The organism is Streptosporangium sp. NPDC000239, assembly GCF_040300765.1.
Classification (GTDB): Bacteria; Actinomycetota; Actinomycetes; order Streptosporangiales; family Streptosporangiaceae; genus Streptosporangium.
The window spans coordinates 35,783-58,199 of record NZ_JBEPEI010000028.1 but is presented as its reverse complement, the minus strand read 5'-3'; the positions used below and the strand labels follow the sequence as shown (position 1 = coordinate 58,199).

General features: G+C 70.7%; 25 protein-coding genes. 12 read left to right on the top strand and 13 right to left on the bottom strand.

Going from position 1 to position 22,417, the window contains the following annotated elements:
- Nucleotides 1–239: 239 nt before the first annotated feature.
- A complete protein-coding gene (locus ABT340_RS39130) occupies nucleotides 240–938 on the top strand; it encodes a hypothetical protein (protein ID WP_352015991.1) in 699 nt (232 codons plus the stop codon).
- Here the strand turns inward: ABT340_RS39130 and ABT340_RS39125 are convergent.
- Complete coding sequence (locus ABT340_RS39125) at nucleotides 887–2,089, bottom strand: sensor histidine kinase (RefSeq protein WP_352015990.1); 1,203 nt, start codon at nucleotides 2,087–2,089, stop codon at nucleotides 887–889. The two genes, ABT340_RS39130 and ABT340_RS39125, sit on opposite strands and share 52 nt — an antisense overlap.
- Nucleotides 2,083–2,766, bottom strand: coding sequence for a response regulator (locus tag ABT340_RS39120; RefSeq protein ID WP_352015989.1), 684 nt, complete (start codon nucleotides 2,764–2,766; stop codon nucleotides 2,083–2,085). Before ABT340_RS39120 ends, ABT340_RS39125 begins: the two co-directional genes overlap by 7 nt.
- A 235-nt stretch (nucleotides 2,767–3,001) precedes the next feature.
- Here ABT340_RS39120 and ABT340_RS39115 point away from each other — a divergent pair, with 235 nt between their 5' ends.
- Both ABT340_RS39115 and ABT340_RS39110 read left to right on the top strand, forming a co-directional pair.
- Entirely contained in the window at nucleotides 3,002–4,114 is a 1,113-nt protein-coding gene (locus tag ABT340_RS39115; protein WP_352015988.1) for a sensor histidine kinase, read from the top strand.
- Entirely contained in the window at nucleotides 4,111–4,767 is a 657-nt protein-coding gene (locus ABT340_RS39110; protein ID WP_352015987.1) for a response regulator, read from the top strand. Before ABT340_RS39115 ends, ABT340_RS39110 begins: the two co-directional genes overlap by 4 nt.
- 10 nt (nucleotides 4,768–4,777) lie before the next feature.
- On the opposite strand, the gene ABT340_RS39105 is transcribed toward ABT340_RS39110, so the two are convergent.
- Together ABT340_RS39105 and ABT340_RS39100 are read right to left on the bottom strand one after the other, a co-directional pair.
- Nucleotides 4,778–5,431 carry a response regulator transcription factor gene (locus tag ABT340_RS39105; RefSeq protein WP_352015986.1) on the bottom strand — a complete coding sequence of 218 codons (654 nt, stop codon included), beginning with the start codon at nucleotides 5,429–5,431 and terminating at the stop codon, nucleotides 4,778–4,780.
- Nucleotides 5,421–7,487, bottom strand: a complete 2,067-nt coding sequence (locus ABT340_RS39100; RefSeq protein WP_352015985.1) for a sensor histidine kinase — start codon at nucleotides 7,485–7,487, stop codon at nucleotides 5,421–5,423. Before ABT340_RS39100 ends, ABT340_RS39105 begins: the two co-directional genes overlap by 11 nt.
- A 193-nt stretch (nucleotides 7,488–7,680) precedes the next feature.
- Between ABT340_RS39100 and ABT340_RS39095 the strand changes: the two genes are divergently transcribed.
- Nucleotides 7,681–8,295, top strand: a complete 615-nt coding sequence (locus ABT340_RS39095; RefSeq protein ID WP_352015984.1) for a hypothetical protein — start codon at nucleotides 7,681–7,683, stop codon at nucleotides 8,293–8,295.
- A 216-nt stretch (nucleotides 8,296–8,511) separates the two neighbouring features.
- On the opposite strand, the gene ABT340_RS39090 is transcribed toward ABT340_RS39095, so the two are convergent.
- Together ABT340_RS39090 and ABT340_RS39085 are read right to left on the bottom strand one after the other, a co-directional pair.
- Entirely contained in the window at nucleotides 8,512–9,183 is a 672-nt protein-coding gene (locus tag ABT340_RS39090; protein ID WP_352015983.1) for a DUF2306 domain-containing protein, read from the bottom strand.
- Between the two features lie 128 nt (nucleotides 9,184–9,311).
- On the bottom strand, nucleotides 9,312–9,914 hold the full coding sequence (locus ABT340_RS39085; RefSeq protein WP_352015982.1) for a CGNR zinc finger domain-containing protein: 603 nt from the start codon (nucleotides 9,912–9,914) through the stop codon (nucleotides 9,312–9,314).
- Nucleotides 9,915–10,012: 98 nt separating this feature from the next.
- Between ABT340_RS39085 and ABT340_RS39080 the strand changes: the two genes are divergently transcribed.
- Genes ABT340_RS39080 through ABT340_RS39065 form a run of 4 tightly spaced genes read left to right on the top strand, consistent with a single transcriptional unit; the run spans nucleotide 10,013 to nucleotide 12,040 of the window.
- Entirely contained in the window at nucleotides 10,013–10,465 is a 453-nt protein-coding gene (locus ABT340_RS39080) for a VOC family protein (protein ID WP_352015981.1), read from the top strand.
- A 10-nt stretch (nucleotides 10,466–10,475) separates the two neighbouring features.
- On the top strand, nucleotides 10,476–11,372 hold the full coding sequence (locus ABT340_RS39075) for a pyridoxamine 5'-phosphate oxidase family protein (protein WP_352015980.1): 897 nt from the start codon (nucleotides 10,476–10,478) through the stop codon (nucleotides 11,370–11,372).
- Between the two features lie 25 nt (nucleotides 11,373–11,397).
- Nucleotides 11,398–11,580: a ferredoxin gene (locus tag ABT340_RS39070; RefSeq protein WP_352015979.1), complete on the top strand. Its 183-nt coding sequence runs from the start codon at nucleotides 11,398–11,400 to the stop codon at nucleotides 11,578–11,580.
- 13 nt (nucleotides 11,581–11,593) lie between these two features.
- Complete coding sequence (locus tag ABT340_RS39065; RefSeq protein WP_352015978.1) at nucleotides 11,594–12,040, top strand: nuclear transport factor 2 family protein; 447 nt, start codon at nucleotides 11,594–11,596, stop codon at nucleotides 12,038–12,040.
- Here ABT340_RS39065 and ABT340_RS39060 read toward each other — a convergent pair.
- A complete protein-coding gene (locus ABT340_RS39060; protein ID WP_352015977.1) occupies nucleotides 12,029–13,219 on the bottom strand; it encodes an MFS transporter in 1,191 nt (396 codons plus the stop codon). The genes ABT340_RS39065 and ABT340_RS39060 overlap by 12 nt on opposite strands.
- A gap of 59 nt (nucleotides 13,220–13,278) precedes the next feature.
- On the opposite strand from ABT340_RS39060, the gene ABT340_RS39055 reads away from it, so the two are divergent.
- Nucleotides 13,279–13,755 (top strand): winged helix-turn-helix transcriptional regulator, encoded by a 477-nt coding sequence (locus ABT340_RS39055; protein ID WP_352015976.1) that lies wholly within the window; start codon nucleotides 13,279–13,281, stop codon nucleotides 13,753–13,755.
- A 17-nt stretch (nucleotides 13,756–13,772) separates the two neighbouring features.
- Here ABT340_RS39055 and ABT340_RS39050 read toward each other — a convergent pair whose 3' ends face one another.
- Entirely contained in the window at nucleotides 13,773–16,646 is a 2,874-nt protein-coding gene (locus ABT340_RS39050) for an AfsR/SARP family transcriptional regulator (protein ID WP_352015975.1), read from the bottom strand.
- A 356-nt stretch (nucleotides 16,647–17,002) separates the two neighbouring features.
- Between ABT340_RS39050 and ABT340_RS39045 the strand changes: the two genes are divergently transcribed.
- Both ABT340_RS39045 and ABT340_RS42535 read left to right on the top strand, forming a co-directional pair.
- Complete coding sequence (locus ABT340_RS39045; RefSeq protein WP_352015974.1) at nucleotides 17,003–17,587, top strand: GNAT family N-acetyltransferase; 585 nt, start codon at nucleotides 17,003–17,005, stop codon at nucleotides 17,585–17,587.
- A 15-nt stretch (nucleotides 17,588–17,602) separates the two neighbouring features.
- Nucleotides 17,603–17,791 carry a hypothetical protein gene (locus ABT340_RS42535; RefSeq protein WP_386191845.1) on the top strand — a complete coding sequence of 63 codons (189 nt, stop codon included), beginning with the start codon at nucleotides 17,603–17,605 and terminating at the stop codon, nucleotides 17,789–17,791.
- 152 nt (nucleotides 17,792–17,943) lie between these two features.
- Here the strand turns inward: ABT340_RS42535 and ABT340_RS39035 are convergent, their stop codons facing one another.
- The 3 genes from ABT340_RS39035 to ABT340_RS39025 all read right to left on the bottom strand — a co-directional run bounded on the left by ABT340_RS39035 (nucleotide 17,944) and on the right by ABT340_RS39025 (nucleotide 19,510).
- Nucleotides 17,944–18,216, bottom strand: coding sequence for a hypothetical protein (locus ABT340_RS39035; protein ID WP_352015973.1), 273 nt, complete (start codon nucleotides 18,214–18,216; stop codon nucleotides 17,944–17,946).
- A 338-nt stretch (nucleotides 18,217–18,554) separates the two neighbouring features.
- Entirely contained in the window at nucleotides 18,555–18,842 is a 288-nt protein-coding gene (locus ABT340_RS39030) for a hypothetical protein (protein WP_352015972.1), read from the bottom strand.
- Nucleotides 18,843–18,895: 53 nt separating this feature from the next.
- Nucleotides 18,896–19,510 carry a hypothetical protein gene (locus tag ABT340_RS39025; RefSeq protein ID WP_352015971.1) on the bottom strand — a complete coding sequence of 205 codons (615 nt, stop codon included), beginning with the start codon at nucleotides 19,508–19,510 and terminating at the stop codon, nucleotides 18,896–18,898.
- Between the two features lie 126 nt (nucleotides 19,511–19,636).
- Between ABT340_RS39025 and ABT340_RS39020 the strand changes: the two genes are divergently transcribed.
- Nucleotides 19,637–20,740: a hypothetical protein gene (locus ABT340_RS39020; protein ID WP_352015970.1), complete on the top strand. Its 1,104-nt coding sequence runs from the start codon at nucleotides 19,637–19,639 to the stop codon at nucleotides 20,738–20,740.
- Here the strand turns inward: ABT340_RS39020 and ABT340_RS39015 are convergent.
- Together ABT340_RS39015 and ABT340_RS39010 are read right to left on the bottom strand one after the other, a co-directional pair.
- Nucleotides 20,668–21,342, bottom strand: coding sequence for a response regulator (locus ABT340_RS39015; RefSeq protein ID WP_352015969.1), 675 nt, complete (start codon nucleotides 21,340–21,342; stop codon nucleotides 20,668–20,670). The two genes, ABT340_RS39020 and ABT340_RS39015, sit on opposite strands and share 73 nt — an antisense overlap.
- On the bottom strand, nucleotides 21,339–22,391 hold the full coding sequence (locus ABT340_RS39010) for a sensor histidine kinase (RefSeq protein ID WP_352015968.1): 1,053 nt from the start codon (nucleotides 22,389–22,391) through the stop codon (nucleotides 21,339–21,341). The genes ABT340_RS39015 and ABT340_RS39010 overlap by 4 nt, the downstream gene beginning before the upstream one ends.
- Nucleotides 22,392–22,417: the final 26 nt, after the last annotated feature.

Genomic DNA, 22,417 nt, shown 5'->3' with positions numbered 1-22,417 from the left:
GATCAGGAGCGGGTCTTCGGCGGTTCGAACGGCCCGCGACGCCGTCGTGTGGGATCCGGCGTCCGATCAGTCCGAGCAGCCCGGCGGAAGGTCTCCGTGTGGAGGTGGGCGTGGGTACGGCTCCGCTTGGGCGAGGAGTGCCGGTCGGTCCTCAGAAGGACGACGCCCGGTGGTTTCCGCGCCTACCTTCCCAACCTGACCGCCCTGTTCGTCGCGGTCTTCATGGAAGGGGAAGGTCAATGTCGGTGCTCGCGGATCCCCGCGCCTTTCGCAGAACGGTGGCCGGGCTCAGCCTGGTCGTCGCGCCGCTGCTCTATGTGGTGGCCGTCGTCGCCGACCCGGCGCTCAGACAGGGCGGCGACACCGTCGGCGTCTACGGCCGATATCCGGAGCAGGTCTCGGTCAGCGCCTCGCTGCTCCACTGGAGCTGGGTTCTGCTGCTCCCGGGCATCGTCGGGATGGTCCACCTGATCCGGGGGCGTGGCGTCGTCTTCGGGCACATCGCCGGAGGGCTCGCGTTCTTCGGCGTCGTGAACTTCTCGGGGCTGATGCTCGGCGACTTCTTCTACTCGTATCTCGAAAGGGCTCTGCCCGCCGCACAGGGCGCCGCGCTCGCGGACCAGGCGATCACCGACCCCGGAGCCCGGTACGCGTTCCAGATCCCGGGGTTCGTCGGGCTCGTCGGCCTGCTCCTGCTCGGGCTGGCCCTGGCCTACGCCCGGCGCGGGCCGTGGTGGGCTCCCTTCGCGATGCTGGCCGGCATCCTGACGGGGCCGATCTTCCCGTTCGGCACGATCGCGGGCGGGGCGCTCTACATCGCCGGTGCCGGAGTCATCGGGCTCAGGATTCTGCGCATGAGCGACGAGGAGTGGTCGGGAGAGCCGGTTCAGCCGACCCCCACCGGGTCGCCGAGCGGGAACCTCGCGAACACCCGGTAGTGCCCGCCCGGGATGGGGCCGACGGACAGTTCGCCACCGTGCATCTCGATCCGTTCCCGCATTCCGATCAGGCCGTGTCCGCCCTCTGGCGGACGGCGGGCCGTGTCGCCGGCGGCGGGGTCCGCCCCGTCGTTGATCACGAGGATGCTCAGCTCGGCGGGGCCGTACGCGATGGTGATGTCGACGTTGGAGGCGCGCGCGTGTTTCAGCACGTTCGTCAGCGCCTCCTGGATCAGGCGGTACGCGGACAGGTCCAACCCCGACGACAGGGGCGTCGGGGTTCCGATGATCCGCGGCTCGATCCGCGGCCCCGCCTCCCGGACCTGGGCGATCAGCTCGTCCAGACGGTCCAGGCCGGGCTGGGGGGCGGGGACGTCGCCGTCACCCAGGGACCGCAGCATCCCCAGCATGAGCGTGAGCTCGGCGACGGCCTCCCGGCCCGCCTGTTCGACACCGAGCAGCAGGGTGCGTTCGCGTTCCCTTTCCCGGTCGTCGCCGAGCATCCTGCGTACCCCGCCCACGTGCAGGGTCATCAGGCTCACGTTGTGGGAGACGATGTCGTGCAGTTCGCGGGCGATCCGCGCGCGTTCCTCCGCCACCGCCCAGCGGGCCCGCTCCTCACGTTCCATCTCCAGGCGGGTGGTGTGCTGGGCCAGCCGTGCCGTCCGGTCCATCTGCCTGCGCAGCAGGATGCCGCTGGTGTACGCCACCCCCACGAAGATCGCGCTGATCAGGACCTCCGGGATGTCGACCAGTCTCAGGGTCTGCAGGTGGCCGTAGGCGATCAGCAGGCAGAACAGCCCGGCGATCCCCCGGCGGCTGCGCAGCTCGGCGGCGCTCGCCACGCTGTGCAGCAGGATCAGGGTCGAGTAGAAGTGCCACGCGGCGTAGTACTCCGGGTTCGTCGTCCTCTGCATGGTGAAGCCGAGCACGGTCAGCATCAGGAGAGCCGTCATCGGAAACGCGCGCCGGAAGAGCAGCAGCACCCCGGAGACGATCGCCCCCGCCGCCATCGTCATCGGGTTTTCGATCTGGCCGTATCCGGCCCCCTGACGGCCGTAGGACTCCACCAGTCCGGCCACGGTCACGGCGAGGGAGAGCAGCAGGTCGGGCCAGGTGGGACGTCGGCCGTTGAGCAGTCGCGTCAGCACGACCCGTCCCTCACGTCGTCCCGCCCCCTGCCTGGCCGTACGACTCCGGCCTCGTAGGCGAACACGACCGCGTGGATGCGGTCGCGCAGGCTGAGCTTGCGCAGGACGTGCCCGACGTGGGTTCGTACGGTCACCTCGCCGATGCGCAGGTCCCGCGCTATCTCGGGGTTGGACATCCCGTCCGCGAGCAGCCGCAGCACCTCCAGCTCACGTGGGGTGAGCGTGGCCAGCTCGGGCGCCGGGACCGGCTGGGGCTGGGTCGCGAACGAGTCGATCACCCGCGGGGTGACCGCGGGGTCGATGACCGCGCCTCCGGCCGCCGCCACACGCACGGCCTCGATGAGCTGCTCGGCCGGTGAGCTCTTGAGGAGGAAGCCGTGGACCCGCGCGCGCAGTGAGGCGTGCAGGTTGTCGTCGGTGTTGAAGGTGGTCAACATGATGATCTTGGGTGGTTCCGGATCCTCAAGGAGTTGCCTGGCGGCGCTCAGCCCGTCCAGTCCCGGCATGGCGATGTCCATCAGCAGGACGTCCGGCCGCAGCTGACGGGCCACGGTGAGAACCTGACGGCCGTCCGCCGCCTCCCCCACGACCTCGATGCCCGGCGCCGTCTCGATGACGAGCCGCAGCCCGGTGCGGATCATCGCCTGGTCGTCCGCGATGACCAACCTGATCGCCACTGGATTCTCCGGTCTTTCAGCAGGACAACAGGGTAGAAGGTACGGGAGGCCGGGGCGGTGCGCCTCCTCCACGTGGTGGACCCCGCCTCCACCACGTGCACGACCCGGTCCCCGCCGGATCTCCGCACGCTTTCGGCGCCTACCAATCCGGTGAGCGAAATGTCTCGTACTTTGGGCTGATTATGGGGGGTGCGGGCTCTCGTACCATGACTTCGTGCGCGGCCTTATTCGCTCCGTGTGGCATGAACCCCGTTCCCCCGACGCGCCACGACGGGTGTGGCGAGACTGGGTGCTCGTGGGGGTGTTGCTGCCGGTCGCGCTGCTCGAAGGAGTGGTACGGCCGGACATGCCCTCGCGGGTCGTCTCGGTCGGCCTCGCGGCCGGGCTGGTGCCCACCCTGTTGTGGCGCCGCACCCGGCCGTTGCCGATGGTCGTGATCGCGTTCGGCCTGTCGGGTGTGGCCCAGGTGCTGACGGGCGGGGTCTCCCCCGAGTCGAACACCATGGTCTATCTGCTCCTCCTGCCCTACGCGCTGTTCCGGTGGGGGTCCGGGCGGGAGGCGATCGTCGGGTTGGCGGTCATCCTCGTCAAGACCGCGTTCTCGGTGGTCGTGGACTACCGAGGTCCCGCCGACACGGCCGCCGCGTTCGCCGTCGTGTTCTCGGTGGTCGCCGTGGGAGCGGCGTTCCGGTACCGGACGAGGGCGCGGACGCGGGAACTCGACCAGGTCAAACTGCTCGAACGCGAACAACTGGCCCGGGATCTGCACGACACCGTCGCCCATCACGTCTCGGCGATGGCGATCCGGGCGCAGGCGGGACTGGCGATGGCGGCCTCCCAGCCGGACGCCGCAACCGAGGCGTTGCGGGTGATCGAGGCCGAGGCGGCCCAGGCGCTCACCGAGATGCGCGCCATGGTCCACGTCCTGCGCCGGAACACACCCGCCGACCTGGAGCCGGGGCGCGGTATCGCCGACCTCTCCCAGCTGGAGGGTCCGGGGCGGTCCGGGCCGTCCGTCCGGGTGGAGGTCGAGGGGGACACCGCCGGTCTTCCCCCTTCCGTCGAGGCCGCGATCTACCGTCTCTCCCAGGAGTCGGTCACCAACGCCCGGCGGCACGCGCGGCACGCCACCCGGGTCCTGGTCCGGATCAGTGCGGGCGACACGTCGGTCCGTCTGCACGTGAGCGACGACGGCGATCCCGTCCGCCCCGCGGGGACACCCGGTTACGGGATCACCGGCATGATCGAACGGGCCGACCTCCTCGGGGGGACCTGTGTGGCGGGCCCCAATCCCGACCGGGGGTGGAGCGTCACCGCCGTACTGCCGCGCACCGGGGTGACCGGGTGAGCGTCCGGGTGCTGGTCGCCGACGACCAGGAGATCGTCCGTACCGGGCTGGCGATGATCCTCAACGCGCAGCCGGGGATCGAGGTGGTCGGCGAGGCCCCGGACGGGCGGCGGGCGGTCGACCTCGCCCGGCGGATCCGGCCTGACGTGTGCCTTCTCGACATCCGGATGCCCGTGCTCAACGGCATCGAGGCCACCCGGATGCTCGCCGGGCCCGCCGTGGAGGACCCGATCCCCGTCGTGGTCATCACCACCTTCGACCTCGACGAGTACGTCTACGCGGCGCTGCGCGCGGGGGCCAGGGGGTTCCTGCTGAAGAACGCCGGCGCCGAACTGCTCTCCCAGGCCGTGCACACCGCGGCGGCCGGTGACGCCCTCATCGCTCCGAGCGTCACCGCCCGTCTGCTCACCGCCTTCGCGCACGCCGGGCCCGCCGCGCCGCCCGCCCGTCCCGTCGAGGCGCTCACCGAGCGTGAGGAGCAGATAATCGTCACGGTGGCCCGGGGACGTACCAACAACGAGATCGCCGACGAGCTTCACATCTCGCTCAGCACCGTCAAGACCCACATCGCCAGCCTGATGGCCAAGCTCGGCGCCAGGAACCGGGTGGAGATCGCCATCTGGGCGTACGAGACCCACCGGGTCAGGCTCTGAACCGGGAAGGTCAGTGGCCGAGGCCGGCGTCGCGGGCTCGGATGATCGCCTCGGCCCGGTCGGCGACGTGCAGCTTGGCGAAGATGTTCGAGACGTTGTTACGCACGGTCTTCTGCGACAGGAACAGCGTGGAGGCGATCTGCGCGTTCGACCTTCCCGCGGCGAGCAGCGACAGGACCTCCCGTTCGCGTGGCGTGAGCTGCGGGAACACGTGATCACCCGAAGCCGTCGGCCCGTTGGTGAGGAACTCCGCCACGCGGCGCGCGACTGCGGGACCGAAGATCGCCTCACCGTTGGCGACCGCGGTGATCGCGCGCCCGATCTCGGCCTGGTTGGCGCCCTTCAGCAGGTAGCCGCGCGCCCCGGCCCGCATCGCGGCGAACAGGGTGGCGTCCTCCTCCGACATCGTCAGCACGACCACCGCGATGTGCGGGCTGTGCGCGGAGATCCGCCGGGTCGCCTCGATCCCGTCCAGTCCCGGCATCCTGACGTCCATGACCACCACGTCCGGCTGTGTCTCCGTGGCCAGTTCGACCGCCTCCAGCCCGGTACCGGCCATGCCGACCACCTCGATGCCGGACATCGAGCTCAGCAGCGCCGCCAGGCCTTCGCGGTACACCGGGTGGTCGTCGGCGAGGAACACCCGGATCGGTTCATGGGACACCCTCCACCTCCACCACCTGTTCCAGCGGAAGTCTCGCACGGACCAGCGTTCCGCCGTCGGTCAGGCAGGCGATCTCGCAGTCGCCGCCGAGTTCGGCCGCCCGTTCCCGCAGTGAGGACATCCCCACACCGGCTGTGACGTCCGCCCCGATTCCCGCGCCGTCGTCGCGCACCAGGACGTCGAGGACCCCCTCGTGCACGCTCAGGGCGATGTCGCAGCGCGAGGCGCCCGCGTGCCGGACGACGTTCGTCAGCGCCTCCGACACGATCCGGTACGCCGCCACCTCCACCGCGGCGGGCAGCGCGCCGAGCGCCCCGCCGCCGGTGACGACGACCTCAAGGCCGCTCGGACGGAAACGGTCCACCTGCTGCCGGACCGCCTGGATCAGGCCCAGCTCGTCGAGCGCCGGTGGACGCAGGTCGTGCACTATGCGCCGGATGTCCGTCACGACCGTGGCGACCTCGGCGGCCGTCCGGTCGAGGATGCGCTCGGCCTCGCCGGGTGACGTGCGGGTCAGGTTCCTGGCGGTCTCGATCCGCAACGCCACCGCGCCGAGGTTCGGTCCCAGCCCGTCGTGCAGGTCGCGTCGCAGCCTGCGACGTTCCTCCTCACGGGCGACCACGAGCTGGGCGCGGATGCGCTGCAGGTCGGTGCTGAGTTCCGAGGCGCGTGCCGCCGCGGCCGCCTGCCGTACCAGGTCGCCCAGGAGCCGCTGGTCCCGTTCGGTCAGGTCGGTCCGGCACAGCACCAGCCGCCCGACCAGCTCGGAGCGGTACGCGACCGGCAGTGAGAGCGACGGCCCTCGCGGTGACCCGTACTCCACCACGGAGCGTTCTCCCCCCGGGCGTTCGATCTCCACCCGCACGTAGGACAGCCGGAACGCCTCGGCCAGGGTCCGTGCCACCGCGACCAGCTGCTCCCGCGGGTCGGTGGCCAGTTCGAGCCGCTTCGCCAGCGTCGAGACCGTCGCGTACGGGTCCTCCCGCGACCCGCGCACCAGCACGCGGACCACCCGCATCAGCCAGGTCCGCAGCGGCATGTAGACCGCCGCGACGATCACGAGGGCGGCGAGCGCGGCGTTGCGTTCGTCGATCACGGTGCCGACGACGGTGAACACGGCGATGTCGACCAGGATCACCAGTGCGGCGAGCATGCCGTACAGGGCCGTCGCCGAGAGCAACCGGTCGATGCCGTACAGCCGGTACTTGGTCACCGCGACCACCACGGCGGAGGAGGTGAGCGCGATCGCGAGACCGAGCGTGGCCCCGGAGAGCTCCGGCGGCAGCATGTACCCCAGCAGCAGCACGAACATGTCCACCAGCGCGGCCCACATCAGCCAGCGGATCTGGGCCCGCCGGTCGGGGTCGGCGGCGCGGTAGCGGCGCACCATGACCGCGAACGGCACCACCAGGCTCACCACGATCCCGGTGTAGGCGATCTTCAGGGCCGGATGCCAGAAGCCGTACGGCAGGTCGACGCCGAACGGGTCGGACGCGAGCCGTGCGATCTCGGGAGGCAGCGGCGTGGCGAGGTAGCGCGTCAGGACGGCCTGCGGCACCACCATCATCACCGTCGGCAGCAGCGCGGTCAGCGCGAGGCTGACGACGGACAGCCGGCGCCACAGCCTGTCCTTCGGCAGGCGCCCGTCGGGGAACACCAGGATCAGCAGCGGCAGGCCGAGCAGCAACGTCGCGCCGAACCGGGCGTAGAACCAGTGGGCGGCCGACGCGCCCGGCGTGCCCGGCGACACGTAGACCGCGTACGTGGTCCAGGCCGCGGCGAAGCCGTCCAGGACCCAGACGAGGCCGGAGACGGTCAGCACCCAGGCGACCGAGTGCCGGGGCAGCCGCCGGAGCAGGAGAACACCGGGGAGCACCTGCGCGAGGCCGGTCAGTGCCAACGTCCAGCCGGGGTCGATGCCGCTCGGTGCCCTCACCCCTCGGTTCAGGACGTCCAGAACCACCGCGCCGACGGCCGGCGCGACGGCGACGGCCGGTACGGCCACCAGGAGGGATCTGCGTGTCGCCGTCGGACCACGTGGGGTCACGTTCTTCACGAAATGCATTCTCACCAAGAGTGTCCCGATTGTCGCGAGACTGCCGTCCCGCCGGGATCGGGAACTTCGAGGGCCGGGATCGGGACGGCCTGCTCTGCTCAGCCGGGGCCGAGGGCGCCGATCGTGGAGGCCGGGCGGCGCACCGGCGGCCCTCGTGGAAAGGAGCCGACCGACGATGGATGCGCAGGGGCGTATGGATACGAGGGCCGCCGGCTCCCCGCCCGCCGGGCACCGTGACACGATCCGCAACCTCGGGCTCGGGCTGACGGTCTGCACGCTGCCCTGGGTGGTGAGCAACGTCCTGTTCGGCCCCCACGGTGACGGGCCGGGTTCGCGGATCAACGACCTGACCGCGCTGCTCTTCCAGATCGGCCTGTTCGCGCTGGTCACGGCGCAGCTGCGGACCCGGGCGACCGGGACCTCGCGCGCCTCCGTGATCCTGCTCAGGGTCGAGACGGTGCTGCTCGTCCCGGCCTGCCTGTGGTCGCTGCTGCACGGGATCCTGCCCGTCGAGGCGCGCGGCGCCACATGGCTGGCCGTACTCGACGTCTTCTGGCCGCTGTCGATGCTGGGCATGTTCACGATCGGGGTGAAACTCGCGTTCGCCGGACGGTGGCGGGGAGTGCTGCGGTGGTGGCCTCTGGTCGCGGAGAGCTGGGCGTTCGTGGCCATCCCGTCGCTGTGGCTGCTGGGCGAGCCCGTCGGACGATGGATCGGCGCCGGTCACCTGGTCGCCGGGTACGCCACGCTGGGACTGCTGCTCGCCCGGAGTCCGGAGCTGACCGTCACCCCGCGTGAGCGTGGCTAGGGCCTGTTTTGTGGATCTTCGCCGTGGCGAGGATCGTCCAGGTGGATGCCCCGCAAGGCGGAGGAGGAGCTCATAACGGAGTTATGGGCGACAGATTCTCCCCGGGCCCCCGCGGCAAACGCGGAGCCTGCGGAGCGTTTTCGTGGGGTGGGGCGACAACGCGGCGGGGGGCCGCCTGGACGACCGCAGTAGGCGGAAAGATCCACAAAACAGGTCCTAGGGCCTGCGGATGATCCACTCGGCCACGGCGAGGTTGATGACCCATCCGGCGCCCACGAGCAGGGCCCTGGGGATCTCGTCGAGGGGGCCGACGAGGAGCATCCAGGGGAGCTGGGTGAACGCCTGGGTGCCCGCGGCCACGCCGATCGCGTAGCCGCGGATCATCCAGGCGCGGTGGCGGCGGAGGTCCCTCCGCAGGACGGCGGCGAGGCCGAGCACCAGGGAGACCGTCATCGCCGTGCCGAACACGAGCCGGAACAGCGCCAGGAGGTCGCCGTCGCCCGGTGGGCGAGGGTAGAACACGGTCATCCACAGGCCGGAGAGCGCGGCGACGAGTCCGCACCCGACGAGGACCCGGCCTGCCGTACGGTGCCAGCCCGGCCTCCGGCGCCGGAACTCCCCCGCGAACTGGAAGGCGCCCACGATGCCGTAGACGGACGCCCCGATGATGTGCAGCACCACGGGGAGCGGCGTCGCGAGGAACCGCGCGTTGGCGGGGGTGACCGCCGCGCCTCCCGCCACCTCTCCCAGCCGGAGCGCACCGGCGACCACCGGGATCACGCTGAGCGCGATCAGGCCGGTCGGCCCCACCCATCCGGGGACCCTGGAGCCCCGCCGGGCCTTCTGGATCTTCTGGGGCCTGGCGCCCCTCACGCTGCTCTCGGTCATGAGGGGATCGTGACTTTTTCGCCTATATCAACTCATCGCAAGAAAGGCCCGATTCGAGTCGGCCGATCGTCCGGGGATCGGGCGTACTTTCGGCTGAACCGGCGGCGTGGAGGGCCCTCGCGCGCCGATCAGTCGTCGTCCCCCTTCCGGACCCTGGCGTAGTGCCGGGCCGCTCGCGCCCGGTTGCCGCAGCCGGGTGAGCACCACTCGCGCCGCGGGGTGTCGCGGACGAAGTGCAGCACACAGCCCGGACCGTGGCAGGCGCGAAGTTGACGGCGCGACGGCCCGGCGAACAGGTCGGCGGCCTCCTCGGCCAGCGCGGCGAACACGGCGGCGACGGGACGGCCCTCGAAGCGCACCACCGTGTGCGGCTCGGGAGCGATGCGCAGCTCACGCCAGCGGGGGGTCCGGCCTGCGTGCCGGTTGAGGGTCGCGACCGCGTCCGGATCAAGGTCGCGGCCGTCCACGGTCGCGGCGGAGAGTGCCCCGATGACGTCCCTCAGCTCCCTGGCCAGGCACAGGTCACGGTCGGTCACGCCGTGGATGTCGGCGTCGGTGAGGTCGACCGCGAGGCGCGGGCGCATGTCGCGCAGCCACGCGCCCAGGTGCTCGACGCTTCGCAGACCGTCCTTGGGACGGCCTCTCACGGCGTACGCGGTGTTGCCCAGCTCGACGGGCGGCGGTTCGCCGAGGAGCGGAGCGCCACCGCTCACGAGGTCTGCCACTTTCACCCTTCTAACGGTACATCCCGGTTGACAGCGTTAGAGACACCGGGCATATTCTAATGGCGTCAGAGGAATTGAACCGTTAGAAAAGCTGGAGGCATCCCATGAGCACACCGGCCCTGCGAACCGGGCACGTCGGCCTGAACGTGACCGACCTGACGCGCTCCGTCGCCTTCTACCGTCAGGTCTTCGACTTCGAGGTCCTGGACGAGCGGAGTGACGGCGAGCGCAGATTCGCCTTCCTCGGCCGCGAGGGAACCCTGATGGTCACCTTGTGGCAGCAGAGCGGCGGCGTCTTCCCCGTCGACCGGCCCGGCCTGCACCACCTGTCGTTCCAGGTGCCCGACATCGAGGCCGTCCGTCGTGCCGAGGCCACCCTGCGCGAGCTCGGCGTGCGGCCGGTCCACGACGGGATCGTCCCGCACGGCGAGGGGGCGTCCTCCGGCGGTGTGTTCTTCACCGATCCGGACGGCATCCGCCTGGAGATCTACGCGCCGAGCGGCGCCGACACCGCGCCGGCGCCCACCCAGGGCGCACCGACCTGCGGTTTCTTCTAGGAGGATCGCCATGTTCCACCAAGGCGAACACGTGGTGCAGCGCCACGCCGGGGTGACCGCCGACGGCTGGGGGTCCGCCGGTGTGGGGACGAGCATCCCGCCGGTGGCCGCGGAGTTCCTCGGTCTGCAGCGTCTGGTGGTGCTCGCGGCCCCCGACGGGACAGGCGCGGCATGGGTCACGATGCTCACCGGCCCGCCCGGATTCACCACCGCCGCCGACGACCGCACCGTCGCGGTCGACCGGTTGCCCGGGACCGGCGATCCCCTCGAAGGCCTCTTCGACGGCCTTCCCGGCACCGGGCGGCAGGTGGGGATGCTCGCGATCGAGCCCGCCACCCGGAGACGGATGCGCGTCAACGGCCGGGGCCGCCGGCACGGGGACCGGCTCCTGATCCACACCGAGCAGGTGTACTCCAACTGCCCGAAATACCTACAAACCCGCACCTATGTCGAAGACTCGTTCCCGGCGCGCGGGACAGCGCTCGTCACCGAGGAGCTCACCGCCGGGCAGCAGCGGTGGATCGCCGCGGCCGACACGTTCTTCGTCGGCACGTACGCGGCGGGGCTGGGGGCCGACGCGTCGCATCGCGGCGGCAACCCCGGCTTCGTCACGGTGACCGGCGGCCGTCGGCTGACCTGGCCCGACTATGTCGGCAACTCGATGTACATGACGTTGGGCAACCTCGAACTCGAACCACGCTGCGGGCTGCTGTTCCCCGACTGGGAGAACGGCAGGACCCTGCATCTGACGGGCCGGGCCCGGGTCGACTGGGACCCTGACCGTGCGACCGCCGTACCGGGTGCGCAACGGCTGGTCGATTTCGACGTCGAGCGAGCCGTCGAGATCACCGGTGGTCTCCCCCAGCGGTGGTCCTTCGGCGGGCACTCCCGTTTCAACCCCGCCTGAGACCTCTCACCGCTGAAGGAGAACCATGCGCGTCCGTGTCGACATGACCCTGTGCCAGACCCACGCCCAGTGCGTGTTCGCCGCCCCGGAGGTGTTCACCCTCGACGACAACGACGAACTGGTGTACGACGCCGCACCCGCCGACGCGTCGTGGCCCGCCGTTGAGCAGGCGGCCCGCGCCTGCCCCGTGCAGGCCATAATCCTCTGATCAGGGAGTACTCATGACCCGTCCACCCGTCCCGCCCTTCACCTCAGAGACCGCCCGCGCCAAGGTCCAGGCCGCGGAGGACGCCTGGAACACCCGCGACCCACGGCGCGTGGCACTCGCCTACACACCCGGCTCGGTCTGGCGTAACCGCGACGAGTTCGTCACCGGCCGGGATGAGATCATCGCCTTCCTGACCCGCAAGTGGGCGAAGGAACTCGGCTACGCGCTCCGCAAGGAGCTCTGGGCGTTCACCGGCGACCGGATCGCCGTACGGTTCCAGTACGAATGGCACGACGCCGACGGACAGTGGTGGCGCAGCCACGGCAACGAGCTCTGGGAGTTCGACGCCGAAGGACTGATGCGACGACGCGAGGCGAGCGTCAACGACCTTCGGATCACCGCGGACCAGCGACGTATCCTCGGTCCGCGCCGGCCCGGCGAACAGGACCTATGGCGTTGACCGCGCTCGCGCCGGGGTGGTGAGACGCCGGGTCGAGAGGGCGGTGAGGAGTCCGAGCACGGCGTAGCCGGCACCGAACAGGCTCGCGGCCGGCCATCCCGCGACACTGTGGGCCCAGGTCGTGGTGACCGCGCCGAGCGCGGAGCCGAGGGAGTAGAAGACCATGTAGGCGCCGATGACGCCGCTGCTGCGGTCAGGGTGGGCGGTGGTGAGCAGGTGCTGGCTGCTGACGTGCACGGCCTGTACGGCGAAGTCCAGGACGACGACGCCGACGACCAGCAGCCACAGCGACGTCCCCGCCTGGGCGATCAGCAGCCAGGAGGCGGTGAGCAGGGCCAGCGACCAGCCGGTGACCGAGGACGCCAGGCCCCGGTCGGCCCATCGGCCGGTCCTGGCCGCACCCAGCGCCCCGGCGAGGCCCGCGAGCCCGAACAGGCCGATCTCGGTGGTGCCGAGACGCCACGGCGCGGCACCGAGCGGGAGCGCCAGCCCGCTCCACAGCGTGCCGAAGGAGGCGAACAGGAAGAACGCGACCAGTCCACGGCTGAGCAGGAGCCGGTCGCCGACGACCAGCCGCCCCAGCGACGCGAGCAGCGGGCCGTACCGGACCCGGGGGCGGCGGGTCTCGGCCCCGAGGGTGAGCCGGACGGCGAACGCGAGCGTCACACAGAGCCCCGCGATCACGAGGTAGGCCGTACGCCAGTCGGCCAGCTCGCCCAGCGTGCCCGAGAGCACGCGCACGCCGAGGATCCCGACGACCACGCCCGAGGTGACCGTCCCGATGTCGCGGCCACGTTCACCGGCCGGTGAGACGGCGGCGACGTAGGCCACCGTGGTCTGGACGACCACGGCGAACAGCCCGGCCAGGGCCAGTCCCGCGATCGCGACGCCGCCGTTGGGCGCGGTCGCGGCCACCCCGGCGCCCACCGCCGTGAGCAGCAGGTGCGCGGTGATGAGGCCGCGGCGGTCGAACAGGTCACCGAGCGGGACCAGCAGCACCAGTCCCGCGAGGTAGCCGATCTGCCCGGCGGCGGCCAGCCGGCCCAACGCCCCTTCCCCGAGCCCGAGGTCCTCGCCCGCGGCCTCAAGGACGGGCTGGATGCCGTAGACGGCCGACACCGCCACCGCGCACACCAGCGCGAGCACGGTCCGCTGCCTTCCGGTCAGTCCTGACGACATGCCGACCCCCAAAGGTTTCAAAATGCAACCTATCCAGATTGGGGCATAATGGTTTCAGATTGCAACTCATCGTGGAGGGGCCGGTGGACGTCACACCCGCTGCGGGAAACGCCTGGACAGACCCGGCCTGCCCGGTCGCACGGACCGTCGACCTGGTGGGCGACCGGTGGAGCCTGCTGATCGTCCGCGACGCGATGGACGGGGCGACGACCTTCACCGAGTTCCGCCGACGGCTCGGGATCGCCCGCAACATCCTCACCGACCGGCTCCGCAGGCTCGTCGAGTACGGCATCCTCGACCGGAGCGCCGCAACCGACGGCAGACGGCACACCTACCGGCTCACCGAGGCCGGGCAGGACCTCTTCACGACCGTCGTCGCCCTCCGCCAGTGGGGTGAGCGCCACGCCTTCGCCCCGGACGAGCCGCGCTCCGTCCTCGTCGACGAACGTGGGCGGGAGCTCGCCCGTCTCCGTCCGCTCAGCCAGGACGGCACACCGCTCTCGGCGGGAACGTCACACGTCAGGAAGACCGGCTGAGCCCGGCGGTCACCGGCTCACCGGTGGCCGGGGAGCGTCGCCCGTGTTCCGCGGTCTCCCTGGGCGTCTCCGACCAGCTCGCGGGCCATCGCCGTCACGTCGTCCCTGCTCAGAGCCTGACCGGCGGTGAGGGCCCGGCGGAAGTCGTCCTCAGGAAGCGCCGAGCGTACGGCGGCGACGTTACGCCGACCGTCCACCGGGTCCATGATCTCGGGGGAGTAACCGACCCGGCCGCCGATGGCCTGCACCGCGCCGAGCAGCATGGCGCCCTCCTTCGCCCTCCCCGCCATGCCGAGCGCGCCGCCCAGCACGTGCACGACGGCCAGCCAGCTGGTGACGTCGAGGCTCCGATCGAGCTGGACGACGGCGTGCGCGGCCTGCCGGATCGCCCGCTCCGCTTCGCCCAGGTCCATGGACACCTTCGCGGCGATCCACCACGCCGAGACGGACGCCCAGTCGTGCCCGCACAGGTCGCTGATGTCCGCGGCCTGGATGAGCTGTGTGGCGGCGAGCGGGAAGTTCCCCGTCGCCCTGGTGATCTGACCGCGGATCATCATCATCTCCGCCTCGACCCATGGCAGACCGACGGCCGGGACAAGCCGGGCCGCCTCCTGGATCAGCTCCTGCGCCAGCGCCGAGTCGCCGGTGAGCTGCTGGAAGTAGGCTCGGTACGGCAGGCTGCGGGCGAGGATCTCGATCTCACCGGACCGCTCCGCCGCCTCCGAGGCGTGGACGGCGTCGTTGTTGCCGCCCACGGCGTCGCCCACGAGGTAGCGCAGCATCGCCCGGCCAAGCAGTGCCTGCCCGCGCCCCTGGTGATCGGGACCGGCGGCGTCGAGCGTCCTGGTCAGCCAGCTGATTCCCTCGTGCGCGTACCCGGTGCGATACCAGTACCACGACAGGGCGCAGGCGAGCCGCAGGGCGCGGTCGACGTCACCCGTGACCATGGCGTGGCCCAGCGCCGCCCGCATGTTGGCCTGTTCGTGCTGGAGTCGGCGCATCCAGGTGTCGGCGTCGAGCGACCTCAGCCGCCGGCTCGCCGTCTCGGCCAGCTCCGTCGCCCAGGCGAGATGCCGGTCCGCCCAACGGCCCGCCTCGTCGCCGGTCAGCAGGCGCCCCGCGTACTGCCTGATCGTCTCCAGGATCCGGTAGCGCCGGGGAGTGCCCTCGGTCTCGGACCTGACCAGCGACTTGGAGATCAGGGCACTCAGGTTCGGCAGTATCCGGGACCGGTCGGTCAGCCACTGGGCCGCCTCCAGGTCGAATCCCCCCTCGAAGAGGGCGAGGCGGCCCAGGAGCTCCCGCTCGTCCTCGGTGAGAAGGCGGACGCTCCACTCGATCACCGCTTCCAGGTCGCGGTGCCGTGCCGGGGCCGTACGGGATGTCGTGGCGAGCAGGCCGAACCGGTCGGCGAGGCCGTCGGTGATCTGTTCCAGCGACAGGACGCGCGTCTGCGCGGCGGCCAGTTCGATCGCCAGTGGCAGTCCGTCGAGGTCGCGGCAGATCTCCGCCATGAGCTCCCGCTCCGAATGGCGGGGCTGCCAGCCCGGCCGCAGGGCCGTGGCCCGTTCGACGAACAGTTCGACGCCGGGGCCTTCGGGGTCCAGCGGCGGGATCTCCCAGGTGACCTCTCCCGTGATCGCCAGCGCCTCCCGGCTCGTGGCCAGCAGCCGCAGGTGCGGGCAGCGCGACAGCACCATCTCGGCCAGGGCGGCCACGCCCTCCACCAGGTGCTCGCAGTTGTCGAGGACGAGCAGGACCTCCCGGTCACCGATGATCGTGATCAGTTCCTCGGCGCCCCTGACGAACGGCGCCCCCATCGCGGCGCCGACGAGGCTGGGCAGGAGTGCCAGGTCGGTCAGGTCGGCCAGGAGCACCGCCCACGGCCCCTCGCCCGAGCCGTACCGCCTGGCCGCCTCGAACGCGGTGCGTGTCTTGCCCGCCCCGCCGGGCCCGGTGATCGTCACCAGTCGATGAACCCCGAGCAGGTCCCCGACGGCCGCCACGTCGTCGTCTCGGCCGATCAGCCTGGTCAGCGGTGTGGGGACCCGGATGCCCGGCGTCGAGTCCGGCAGCGGCCGTGTCACGACGGAACGCGAGTCCGACGGTGAAACGTTCTCGTCCAGCGCCGAATCCTGGTTCAGGATCGCGGACTCCATGGCACGCAGCGCGGGGCCGGGATCGACTCCCAGTTCCTCCAGCAGATGGTCACGGGCGGTGCGCAGCGCGCCCAGCGCGTCACTCTGCCGTCCGGTCCGGTAGAGGGCGAGCGCGAGCAGTTCCCAGGCGCGTTCGGCCAGGGAGTCCTCGCGGACCAGCGCCTCAAGCTCGACGACGGCCGAGGTCGCCGCACCGGCGGCGATCAGAGCGAAGGCGTGGTTCTGGCGGGCCTCAAGCCGGGCGCTCTCCAGCCGGGCGATCTCGGCCGCCACCACCTCGCTGTCCCGCAGGTCGAGGTAGGCGGGGCCCCGCCAGAGGGAGAGCGCCGCCGACAGGTCCTCCACCGCGGCCGCGGGATCGCTGTCCAGCGCCCGGGCGCCGCGTTCGGCGAGTGAGACGAACCATTCGGCGTCCACCGACTCCGGACGTGCGCGGAGCACGTACCCGGGGCCCTGCCGGTCCACGATCCCGTGTACCGCCCTGGGAGGCCGGTCCGGCTCGATCGCCCGGCGGAGGTTGGTCACGTAGGAGTGCATGGTGGCGACGGCGGTTTTGGGGACGTCCTTGTTCCACAGGGCGTCGATGACGCGGTCGACGGAGACGACCTTGCCCTGGGCGACGAGCAGTGTGGCGAGCAGGGTCTTCAGCCGGGGGGCGAGATCCAGTTCGACGCCTTTCCGCGTCACGGTCAGCGGACCGAGAACGGAGAACCGGATATCGGAGCTCGTCACGTCTACACCGACCGTTCCCATGCGCCGTTCCTAAATTACGCAGAATATTGGCATTTATACCTTGCTTCCCTGCCGTACGCACGGGTGGCCCACGGTCCCGGCGAAGGTCGGCGCATGAGTCTTCCCAGTTGGACGGCGTGGCGGGGGGAACGAGGGCGACCGCCGCGTGCCCTTCCACGCCCACGGCCCAGGACCGAAAAGAAGGCGCCCGCCGGGGCGTCCCACATCCGCGGAACCGACCTGCCCGGGGGCGGCCTCCTGGACCGGCTCTCCCCCTGGGCACGCGGGACGGCGAGCCGGGTCCGGGGCGCCCGTCGACGTCCGTCGACACAGCGCCGGAAAAATCACTACAAAGTATGCTGTCCGCACGTGGAGGACCACGACCAAGGCAGGTGCCTCGCATGGGCAACACACGGCTTGTCTCAGTGGAGGACGCACCCTCGCTGGTGGAACGACTGAGAGAGAACCGCGACTTCCTGGCCCCGTGGGAACCCACCCGCGACGACGACTTCTTCACCGTCGCCACACAGCGTGACCTCCTCGAAACGGCGCTCAGGGCGTACTCCGACGGCACGATGCTCCCGCTCGCGATCCTCGACGACGCCGGAACACTCGTCGGCAGGCTCACCGTCAGCGGCATCACCCGGGGCGCCTTCCAGTCGGGCAGCGTCGGTTACTGGGTCAGCAGGACCCACAACGGCCGGGGAATCGCCACCAGGGCCGTGGCCGAGACCAAGAAGATCGCCTTCACAGAACTGGGGCTGCACCGCCTCCAGGCTGAGACGCTCATCCACAACACGGCATCCCAGCGCGTCCTGAAGCGCAACGGATTCGTCCCCTACGGAATCGCTCCGCAGTACCTCAAAATCGCCGGAGAATGGCAGGAACACGTTCTCTACCAGGTCCTGAACCAGGCGCCTGAGAAAGCCGGAGGCCGGTGAGGTCGCGTGCGACCGATGGATCCGGCCGAGTCTGGCGTGGACGACCGCACCGACCCCGAACCCGGCTGCGCCCTCGGCAAGGGTCTCTCCTTCACGGAGACGCACGAGAACGAGCAGGGCTTGGCGGCCGGGGTCGATGCGGCGCCAGAGAGAACCGGTCGCCGGGCGGTGGCGACCGGTCAGGCCGGACGACGTCTGATGTGACGACGAAAGCCCGGCACGATATGAAAACGGCCGAAAGCAGCCGGCACATAGATTGATCTTGATCGACGACTGACGATCAGACGCGACTCACCACGCCGCGTCCACGCCCTGCGGCTTCAGGCCGAAAAAGGCCCAGCCGGAAAGGCTCGGGGTCAATAGGGGAGATGAACGTCAAGGTAGTAGGTGCCGATCCCGCCGTAACACCCGTCCACCCAGTAGTTCACCAACTGGTATCCCCGCTTGTCCTCGTTGCACTGGTCCCAGCTGTTGTACCAGTAACGCTCCCAGTGGCCCTCTTCACTGACATTCGCCGTCGGTGCCGAACCGCTGTTCGCCTGGGCGGCCTGGGCGGCCGTTCCCCACAGGGTGACCGCAGTGGCCGCGACCACACCGATCGTGGAGATCTTTCGTGCGACGCGAATCATGTCGCCACCTTCCTCTGACAGCCGTACGGGGGGAGGAGCCGCACCGCACCGTGAAATGCGAGGTGGATCCTCCCTGGCGGATGCGATGGACCAAAGACTTTCACGGAACCCACACCGGGCCGTGAGCGGGTGAACTGCCAACATCAGCAGGTTTCCTGCCACGAAAATCGTGATCACCACGGTGGACAGAAAGCGCTTTCACGCTTACTGGAGTGCGGCCGAGAACCAGGGCGCGGACATTGTCCAGGAGCTCACGAAGGCCCATCTTCCTGGCGGCTACTCGGTTGAGGTTCCCGCATCCCGGCGGTGACTCCACCCGGCTGAGACCACGGCGGCCCTCACTTTCCCTCCTCGGGGACCAGGTCGAAGCGGCCGTCGACGAGTGCCGTGATCGCGGCTTCCATGTGGGCGCGGGTGACCTGGTCGATCACGATGAGGTTGGGCTCCCTGAAGGCGGAGCCGCGTGCCAGTTCGTCGGAGATCTCCTGCGCGAGCCTGACCGGTTCGTAGAACACCGGCCGGTAGATCCGCCCGTTCCACTCCACCAGGACGTCCCCGAACCATCCCTTGGCCTCGATCACAGGCGCGTACTCGTCGAAGTGGTCCGGCCAGCGCATGGTGAACACGGCGCGAGCGTACGCCAGTCCACCACGGGCGGCAGGGACGCACGGCGCGGAACCTACGAAGGGGGTGGGAGTTCGCCTATCGGGGCCACCGTGTGTCCTTCATCGGCCGTGCAGCGCCATACGGCGGTCTCGTTCTCCGCTTCGGTGTACAGGCCCCGGTCGTGCACCGGGCAGACGGGCCACGCCCTCCAGATCACCTCCATGATCGCCTCCTGGGCGGCGTCGGCCACGTTCAGGACTCCCCCGGCTCCGGGTGGGATGCCGTTGCCCTGGAAGGCACCGTCGAACTCCACCCACGCCATGCCCATGGAGTCCCAGTCGGGGATGACCATGCGGAGCGTCCCGGTGACCCCCGTGGCGCGGAGGTCGCGTTCCACGACCTTCAGGTCCTCCTCCAACTCCGCGAACAGGGCCGGTTCCAGCGCGTAGGTCGGCACGAAGTTGACCTCGTCGAGAAGGGCCCCGCCCAGCCGGAGCACGTCGGCGGCCGTCAGTTCGGCGGTGCGGCGTTCGAGGAGTTCCCGGGTCGCGGGGGTGGACACGGTCCAGTCCTCGACCAGGCAGGCCAGCTCGACGAGAAGACCGGCTTCGAGGCCTCCGTCACGCAACGCCGTGTAGACGCGGGCACCCAGCTCTCTGAAGGTCTGACGCAACTCGTCGGGATCCATGCCGCAGTGTCCCCCGCCCCGGTGATCGCGGCAACGGATATACGCCCTCCCCCACATGGGGGAGGCTCCGCCGTCCGCCGACGACCAGGCTCGGGGCCGGTGGGTTCCGGATCGGGAGGATGAGCAATGCGCCGGTTGTCGGCATCGGTGGTTTCCCTGGTCACGCTGGCGGTAGCGGCCCTGTGGTGGTTCGTCCCCGGCGGTTATCCGTACGGCGCGGCCAGCAGGGTCACGGTTGGCTTCAACCACTGGATCGAACGCGACGTGGGGGTGGGCCTGCTGGTGGCCTCCGGGGTGCTGGGGGTGCTGCTGACGCTGGGCATCCGGTCCCGGCCGAAACTTGTCGGTGCGGGCGCTGCGGCGCAGAGTGTCTTCTTCCTTCTGGTCATGTCAGACGCGTCCGTACTGTCGTCCATCGGCTATCTCCTGGTCCCCGTCGTCTTCCTGGCAGTCGGAGCGCTGGTGGTCGTGGGGTGCGTACGGCGGCGACCCGTCGCGTACGTGACGGCGGTCCTGCTCCTGACCGGGCTGGTGCTGGGGCTGACCACGACCGACGTGATCTCGCGCTACCTGACCAACCTCGCCGTCGGGTTCGGCGTGTACGGCGGGCGGATCGCCTGGTCGTGGGTGATGGCGGCCGTCACGGTCGGGTGGGCGTGGCTGGCGTACGGATCGTTCACCCATGAGCGTGGGACGGCGAACCCGAGGTGGGGGAAGACCGTCACGATCCTGACCGCCTGCTGCGGCGTGCCGTACGCGCTGGCACGGTTGTCCTGGGCGACGCCGTGGCCGTTGGGCGGTTACGACCCGAGGACCGGCCACATCGAGTTCCTCGTCTCAGCGAACATCGACGCGGCCACCCGGCTTCAGGGGTTCACGATCGGCATGGGTTCGGTCCTGTCCGTCGTTCTGACGCTGGGCCTGATCAGCCGCTGGGGCGAGGTCTTCCCCCGGTGGGTGCCCCGGGTCGGTGGGCGGCCCGTCCCGGTGGTGCTGGCCGTCGGCCCCGGCCTGTTCGCGACCGTCGTCCTGTGCGTCTCGGCCCCGGGGGTGCTGGCCGGGGCCGTGCAGAGCGGCTCGGCACTGGACGGTGTCCTGTTCGTCCTGTTGTTCCCGTGCCCCGTCTGGGGACCGCTGATGGGCGCCGCGCTGCTGGCCTACTCACGGCGGCGTAGCGCGCCGCCACGGGAGTCGGCGAGGGTACCCGCGAAGATCAGGCCGAGTTCGTAGGCGAGAACGGCCGCCTGGGTGCGGTCCCGGGCGCCGAGCTTGTCCAGGACGTTGCCGACGTGCGTCTTGACCGTCTCCCTCGTCACGCGCAACGCCGCCGCGATCTCCATGTTGTTCTCCCCGAGCGAGATGTGCCGCAGAACGTCCAGCTCGCGGGGGGTCAGCTCGACCGGAACGCGGCGCCTGGCCGTACTGACGTGGGGGGAGGCGATGCGGCGCAGCGCGTCGGGGAAGAGGACGGCGTCGCGCGAGTGCACCAGCCGTACGGCCTCGACCAGTTCGTGGACGGGGGCGCGTTTGAGCACGTAGCCCGCGGCACCGGCACGCAGCGCACCCCAGACGAGCTGGTCGTTCTCGAACGTGGTGACCACGACGACGCGGGTCGCCGGGGAGCGGTGAACGAGTTCCTGGGTCGCGGCCAGGCCGTCCATGCGGGGCATCCGGACGTCCATCAGCACGACGTCCGCGCCGACGCCCGCCTCGACGGCCTCCCGGCCGTCGGCGGCCTCGGCCACCACCTCGATGTCGTCGTGGAGGGAGAGGATGGTCGCCCATCCCGAACGGATCAGCTTCTCGTCGTCGGCCAGGACGACCCGGATCACAGCGGCAGCCTCGCCTGGACGCGCCACGTCTCGCCCTCCTCCTCCCAGGCGCACGTCCCACCGGCGAGGCGGGCCCGCATGCGCATACCGGTCAGGCCGCGTCCCTGTTCACCGGCGGTGCCCGTGGTCGTGTTCCTCACGGTCAGGACCAGGTCGGCACCGACGGTGACGTCAACGGTGACCGGGCCGTCGCCGTGGCGCAGGGCGTTGGTGAGCGCCTCCCTGAGGATGGCGTAGGCCGTACGCGAGACCGGGGCGGGCACCCTGCCGAGGTCGGCGACGTTCGTCCGCACGTCAAGACCCCGGGTGAGCGTGCCGAGTTCCTCCAGCGTGGGACCCTCGGCGGTTGTGCCGTCGTCGAGCACGGTCAGCAACACGTCGAGGTCCTGCTGGGCGTGTCGGGCGATGTCCGTCAGATGGCCGAGCGACCGCGCGACGAGTGCGGGCTCGGTCCGTCCCAACGCCACCTCGGCGGCCATGGCCTGCACCAGGACGACGCTGAGGGCGTGGCCGACGGAGTCGTGCAACTCCAGGGCGAGGGTCTGGCGGCGGCCGAGTTCGTCGATCACCTGTGACGGCTCGGCGCGCAGCAGACGGCGCGCCGCCCACCGCTGGCCGAACCCCGCGGCGACCATCGCGGCCAGTACGGCGACGGCCAGCGCGAGCGCCTCGGGCAGGTCACCGGACGCCCGCCGTGACCCGAACGACGGCAGCAGGGCGGGAGACAGCGCCAGCGCGCCGGCGCTGAGCGTGGCGCCGCCGTACAGGTGCAGGCTGGTCAGGACGACCAGGTAGACGCGGTCGGCCCGCCTGGGCACGGTGACGTCGAGCAGTTCCGACAGGGCGGTCACCTCAAGGCGCCGCATCAGCGGTGTCATGGCGAGCAGCACCGCGGCGGGCAGGCACGCGGCCCACAGCACCACCAGACGTCCCGGTGTCGGTTCGGCCAGGATCAGCAGGCCGAGCACCACGGCGACCGGGGTGAGCAGCGCGGCGCCGAGCAGCTGGTAGATCCCGGCCCGCAGGGCCGTGACGATGGGGCGCCTCACGGGGACCGACGTTAGCCGACCGGTCT